Here is a 5,382-nt window from a genome sequence, read left to right as displayed (position 1 = left end):
ATGTTCGAGAACCTGACACCGCTGTTCCCGAATCAGCCAATGATTCTGGAACGCGACATCCGGGCGGAAGAGAACATCACCGGGCGCGTCATCGACATGGTCGCGCCGATCGGCAAGGGCCAGCGCGGCCTGCTGGTGGCCTCGCCGAAATCCGGCAAAACCGTGATGCTGCAACACATCGCCCATGCCATCACCGCCAACCATCCTGAAGTCATCCTGATCGTTCTGCTGATCGACGAGCGTCCGGAAGAAGTGACCGACATGCGCCGCACGGTTCGCGGCGAGGTCGTCTCCTCGACCTTCGACGAACCGGCCACCCGCCACGTGCAGGTCGCTGAAATGGTCATCGAGAAGGCCAAGCGCCTGGTCGAGCACAAGCGCGACGTGGTCATCCTGCTGGACTCCGTGACCCGCCTGGGCCGCGCCTACAACACCGTCGTCCCGTCCTCGGGCAAGGTGCTGACCGGCGGTGTCGACGCCAACGCCCTGCAGCGCCCCAAGCGCTTCTTCGGCGCGGCGCGGAACATCGAGGAGGGCGGCTCGCTCACTATCATCGCCACCGCCCTGATCGACACCGGCAGCCGGATGGACGAAGTCATCTTCGAAGAGTTCAAGGGCACCGGTAACTCGGAAATCATTCTGGACCGCAAGGTCGCCGACAAGCGGATCTACCCCGCGGTCGACGTCATCAAGTCGGGCACCCGGAAGGAAGAGCTCATCACTCCGAAGGAACACCTGCAGAAGTCCTTCATCCTGCGCCGCATCATCACCCCGATGGGCGCCCAGGACGCGATCGAATTCCTGCTCGACAAGCTGCGCTCGTCCAAGAACAACGACGACTTCTTCCAGTCGATGAACACCTGAGGCCACCAGCCTTAGCGGACATGAAAAAGGGGCTCGCGGCGACGCGGGCCCCTTTGCTTTGGGTCAACCACTTGATTTCAGGCGTGTTTCACGTGGAACGCCGACCAAGCGCCTCTCGCCCGCCGGGAGAGGAGCTTTAGGGGATCAGCAAACTCGCTCCGACCGTCTCCCGGCCCTCAAGCGCCTCATGCGCCTTGCGGGCTTCGGCGAGCGAAAAGGTCTGGCCGATGTCGATCTTTACGGCGCCGGACTTGATCACCTCGAAGAGAGCGGCGGCGCTTTCATCTAAGTCGGCGGTCGTGGCCTGGTAGTCGCCCATGGTCGGCCGGGTGAAGAACAGCGACCCGGCCATCTGCAGCCGCGCCGGCGCGAACGGCGGCACGGGTCCGGAGGCGTTGCCGAAGCTGACGAACAGCCCCCGCCGCGCCAGGCTGGCGAGCGTGCCCTCGAAGGTCGCGGCGCCGACCGAGTCATAGGCCACCGGGACGCCCCGGCCATCGGTGATCCGCCGAACCTCGGCGGCGACGTCCTGATCGCGATAGAGGATGACGTGGTCGGCCCCCAGGTTCTTGGCGCGGTCGGCCTTGTCCTCCGACCCGGCCGTGGCGATCACGGTGGCGCCCAGGTGCTTGGCCCACTGGACCAGGATCGAGCCCACCCCGCCAGCGGCGGCATGAACCAGGATCGTTTCGCCAGCCTTCACCGGATAGCAGCGGCGCAGCAGGAACTCGGCCGTCATGCCCTTCAGCATGGCCGCAGCGCCGGTCGCCGCATCGACGCCGTCGGGCAGATGCACCGCGCGCTCGGCGACGACCGCATGGAACTCGGCATAGGCGCCCAGCGGCCCGGAAGCGTAGGCGATCAGGTCGCCAGCCTTGAACCGGGTCACGCCGTCGCCGACCGCCTCGACCACGCCAGCGCCTTCCATTCCGAGCCGCGAGGGCAGCTTCACCGGATAGAGGCCCGAGCGATGGTAGGTGTCGATGAAGTTGATGCCGATCGCCTGCTGGCGAACCAGTACTTGACCCGGCCCCGCGACCGGGACGGGGAGGTCGACGACCTCGAGGACCTCAGGCCCACCGGTCGCCGTGAATTGAATGGCTTTCATCATGCCCCCAGGTGCTGTTGGAAGAAGGCCAGGGTCCGTCCATTGGCCAGCTTGGCGTCGGCGGCGTCATAGTGCTCGCCGCCCTTGCGCGCGAAGGCGTGGTCGCGGCCGGGATAGGTGTGGATCTCGATCTGCGGATGGTTCTTCAAGGTGGCCAGGATCAGCGCCTGGGCTTCCTTCGGCACGAACTGATCTTCCTCGGCGATGTGCATCAGCAGCGGGTGAGCCTGCTTCTCGCTCTCGACCAGATTCTTTTCGATGCCGACCCCGTAATAGGCGACGCTGGCGTCGCTGTCGGTCCGGGTCGCGGTCAGGAAGGCCAGCAGCCCGCCCAGGCAGAAGCCGACCGCGCCAACCTTGCCGTTGACCTCGGCCATCGCCCGCACCTGGTCGATGGTGGCTGCGATATCCTTGACGCCGGCCTCGACGTCAAAGGCGTTGTAGAGTTCGAACGCCTTCTTCCATTCGGCCTCGGATTGGTCGGTGATGTCGATGCCCGGCTCGATCCGCCAGAACAGGTCGGGACAGACCGCCAGGAAGCCGGCGGCGGCCAGCTCGTCGCAGGTGTCGCGCATCACCGCATTGACCCCGAAGATTTCCTGGATGACCACCACGGCGGGGGTCTGGCTTCGGCCGGGGACTTTCTCGGGTCGCGCGACATAGGCGGCGAATTGGCCGTCTTCGGTCTTGATGGTGATCGTCTCGCCCATTGGCGTCTCCCGGTTCACTAAAAAAGGCCCTCACGCGGCTACTAGCTTGTGGGGGCCGGCTGCGCTCATAACAATGTGGTCAGACCCGACATGGCGCTTGGAGGTAATCAGATGAAGATGACGATCGAAATCGACTGCTCGCCCCAGGAAGCCCGGACCTTTCTGGGATTGCCCGATGTCACGGGTCTTAACGACAAACTGGTCGAAGAGATGCAGAAACGCATGACCGCCAACATGGCGATGGTCTCTCCCGATGAGTTGATGAAGAACTGGGCGGCGTTCGGCGCCGGGGCGCAGGAGCAGTTCCGCACCCTGATGTCGGCGGCCGTTGATGCGGGCATGGGCGCCAGCCGCAACAAATGACCGACACTATCTTCGCGCCGGCCACCGCTCCCGGGCGTTCAGCGGTCGCGGTCGTGCGCCTGTCGGGTCCCGCGACGGGGAGGGCGGTCACCGCCTTGACCGGCGGGCTCCCGCAGCCGCGGCTCGCCGCCCTGCGGACCCTACGCGACCACGCCGGCGACTCGATCGATCAGGCGTTGGTTCTCTGGTTCGCTGGTCCCAAGAGCTACACCGGCGAGGACTGCGCCGAGTTTCACGTACACGGCGGCCCGGCGGTCGTCGCCGGTCTGCTGGAGGCGCTGGCCGCGCTCGGCCTACGTCTGGCCGATCCCGGCGAGTTCACCCGCCGGGCCTTCGAGAACGGCAAGCTCGACCTGGCCCAGGCGGAGGGAGTCGCCGACCTGATCGAGGCCGAGACCGAGGCTCAACGCCGTCAGGCGCTCGACCAGCTCGGCGGCGCGCTCGGCCAGGCCCAAAGCCGTTGGCGCGAGGCCTTGATTGAGGCCCTGGCCATGTTCGAGGCCGCCGTGGATTTCGCCGACGAGGAGGTGCCGGCTGACGTCGCCGCCCGCGCCCGGCCGGTGTTGACCGATCTGATCGCGGAGCTTGAGCACGCCCTGGTTCACGTGAAGCGCGGCGAGCAGGTGCGCGAGGGCTTCCGCATCGCCCTGATCGGCGCGCCCAACGCCGGCAAGAGCACGATCCTCAATGCGTTGGCGGGGCGCGAGGCGGCGATCGTCACCGCCACGCCGGGCACCACGCGAGACATCATCGAGGTGCCGATGCGGTTTGGCGGCTACAAAGCGCTGCTAGCCGACACAGCCGGCCTGCGCGAGACCCACGACGAGATCGAGGCCGAGGGCGTCCGCCGGGCTCGCGCCTGGGCGGGGGAGGCGGACTTACGGATCTGGGTGGTGGACGGCGCCAGCGACGCGGCGGCCACGGTCCCACAGCTTCATCCACACGACCTGTGCGTGATCAACAAGGCCGACCTGCCGTCCGGCGCCGAGACCGGCCACGCCTTGGTCGAGGCGCGGGCGTTTGGCGTGGAGGCCTTGCGGCTCAGCGCCAAGTCATCCGACGACATCGCCGCGCTTGAACACGCGCTGGAGACGCGGGTGGTCGAGGCCCTGGCTGGCGCCGAGATGCCGACCGCCACGCGGCTGCGTCACCGCGAGCTTCTGGCCGAGGCCCTGGAACGCCTGCAACGCGCCCTGGTCCTCGAAGACGATCTCGAACTCGCCGCCGAGGACGTCCGCCTGGCCGGCCGGGCCCTTGACCGCATCACCGGCCGTATCGATCCCGAGGACGTCCTCGACCGGGTCTTCTCCAGCTTCTGCATCGGCAAGTAGGCGCGCGCCCGGCGTTCACGTGAACATGTCCTTAGGCCCTCTCCCTCGGGAGAGGGTTGGGTGAGGGGGCCGCGCAGCGGCGTCACGCCCGGCCGCCCACAAGCCGAGGACAGCAAGACCCTCACCTAACCTCTCCCGGGGGGAGAGGAACAGGACGGTGTTTCACGTGAAACACCCTTCCACCCTATCCCCGCCGTGGAATCCCACGTGAAACCCGGAGCATTCTGTCCTATATAGCTCGGCACCGCCCCCGCCTCGCCGGGGGCGTCTTTCGTGGAGACGACAAGCTTGAGCGCCTGGGACGTCATCATCATCGGGGGCGGGCACGCCGGCTGTGAGGCCGCGGCGGCGTCCGCGCGCTTTGGCGCCAAGACCTTGCTGCTCACCCACAAGCTCGAAACCATCGGTGAGATGAGCTGTAACCCGGCCATCGGCGGCCTGGGCAAAGGCCACCTGGTCCGCGAAATCGACGCCCTCGACGGCTTGATGGGCCGGCTGGCCGACGTCGCCGGCATTCAGTTCCGCATGCTCAACCGCTCCAAGGGGGCGGCGGTCCGCGGTCCGCGCTCGCAGATCGACCGCAAACTTTACCGTGAGGCCATGCAGGCCGAACTCGCCGCCACCCCGAACCTCAGCATCCTGGCCGAAGCGGTCGAGGACCTGATCGTCACCGATGGCGTGGTCCAGGGCGTGGTCGGCGCCACGGGAACGGAGTACCGGGCGGGCAGGGTGGTGCTGACCACCGGCACCTTCCTCAAGGGCGTGATCCACCTCGGCGAGAAGCGCATCCCGGCCGGCCGTGTCGGCGACGCGCCGGCGATCGGCCTCGCCGACCGGCTCTACAGCCTCGGTCTCGACATGGGCCGGCTGAAGACCGGCACCCCTGCGCGGCTGGTCGGCTCGACCATCGCCTGGGACAGGCTGGAGATGCAGGCGGCCGACGAGACGCCGATCCCCTTCTCCTTCCTCAACCGCGAGATTACGGTGCCGCAGATCCCGTGCGGCA

General features: G+C 67.2%; 6 protein-coding genes. 4 read left to right on the top strand and 2 right to left on the bottom strand.

Annotation, left to right across the window (positions count from 1 at the left end):
* Positions 1-864 (top strand): transcription termination factor Rho (rho, locus tag Q7T84_RS05195; RefSeq protein ID WP_304806671.1); only part of this gene is annotated, 864 nt, incomplete at its 5' end.
* A gap of 136 nt (positions 865-1,000) precedes the next feature.
* On the opposite strand, the gene Q7T84_RS05190 is transcribed toward rho, so the two are convergent.
* Both Q7T84_RS05190 and Q7T84_RS05185 read right to left on the bottom strand, forming a co-directional pair.
* Complete coding sequence (locus tag Q7T84_RS05190) at positions 1,001-1,972, bottom strand: quinone oxidoreductase (RefSeq protein ID WP_304806670.1); 972 nt, start codon at positions 1,970-1,972, stop codon at positions 1,001-1,003.
* Positions 1,972-2,682, bottom strand: a complete 711-nt coding sequence (locus tag Q7T84_RS05185; protein WP_304806669.1) for a dienelactone hydrolase family protein — start codon at positions 2,680-2,682, stop codon at positions 1,972-1,974. Before Q7T84_RS05185 ends, Q7T84_RS05190 begins: the two co-directional genes overlap by 1 nt.
* 111 nt (positions 2,683-2,793) lie before the next feature.
* Here Q7T84_RS05185 and Q7T84_RS05180 point away from each other — a divergent pair, with 111 nt between their 5' ends.
* The 3 genes from Q7T84_RS05180 to Q7T84_RS05170 all read left to right on the top strand — a co-directional run.
* Positions 2,794-3,045 carry a DUF6489 family protein gene (locus tag Q7T84_RS05180; protein ID WP_304806668.1) on the top strand — a complete coding sequence of 84 codons (252 nt, stop codon included), beginning with the start codon at positions 2,794-2,796 and terminating at the stop codon, positions 3,043-3,045.
* Entirely contained in the window at positions 3,042-4,376 is a 1,335-nt protein-coding gene (gene mnmE, locus Q7T84_RS05175; RefSeq protein WP_304806667.1) for a tRNA uridine-5-carboxymethylaminomethyl(34) synthesis GTPase MnmE, read from the top strand. The genes Q7T84_RS05180 and mnmE overlap by 4 nt, the downstream gene beginning before the upstream one ends.
* A gap of 288 nt (positions 4,377-4,664) precedes the next feature.
* The coding region (locus tag Q7T84_RS05170; RefSeq protein ID WP_304806666.1) for an FAD-dependent oxidoreductase at positions 4,665-5,382 on the top strand (718 nt) is incomplete at its 3' end.

Origin of the sequence: Phenylobacterium sp. (genome assembly GCF_030654915.1) — a bacterium.
Taxonomy (GTDB): domain Bacteria; phylum Pseudomonadota; class Alphaproteobacteria; order Caulobacterales; family Caulobacteraceae; genus Phenylobacterium.
The sequence above is the reverse complement of the archived record's forward strand: the minus strand, read 5'-3'. Positions and strand labels throughout refer to the sequence as shown.

Bases quoted from the DNA above. Each gene is read 5' to 3' on its own strand.
- Q7T84_RS05180 (WP_304806668.1), top strand. From the start codon at position 2,794: ATGAAGATGACGATCGAAATCGACTGCTCGCCCCAGGAAGCCCGGACC.
- Q7T84_RS05185 (WP_304806669.1), bottom strand. From the start codon at position 2,682: ATGGGCGAGACGATCACCATCAAGACCGAAGACGGCCAATTCGCCGCC.
- mnmE (WP_304806667.1), top strand. From the start codon at position 3,042: ATGACCGACACTATCTTCGCGCCGGCCACCGCTCCCGGGCGTTCAGCG.
- Q7T84_RS05190 (WP_304806670.1), bottom strand. From the start codon at position 1,972: ATGAAAGCCATTCAATTCACGGCGACCGGTGGGCCTGAGGTCCTCGAG.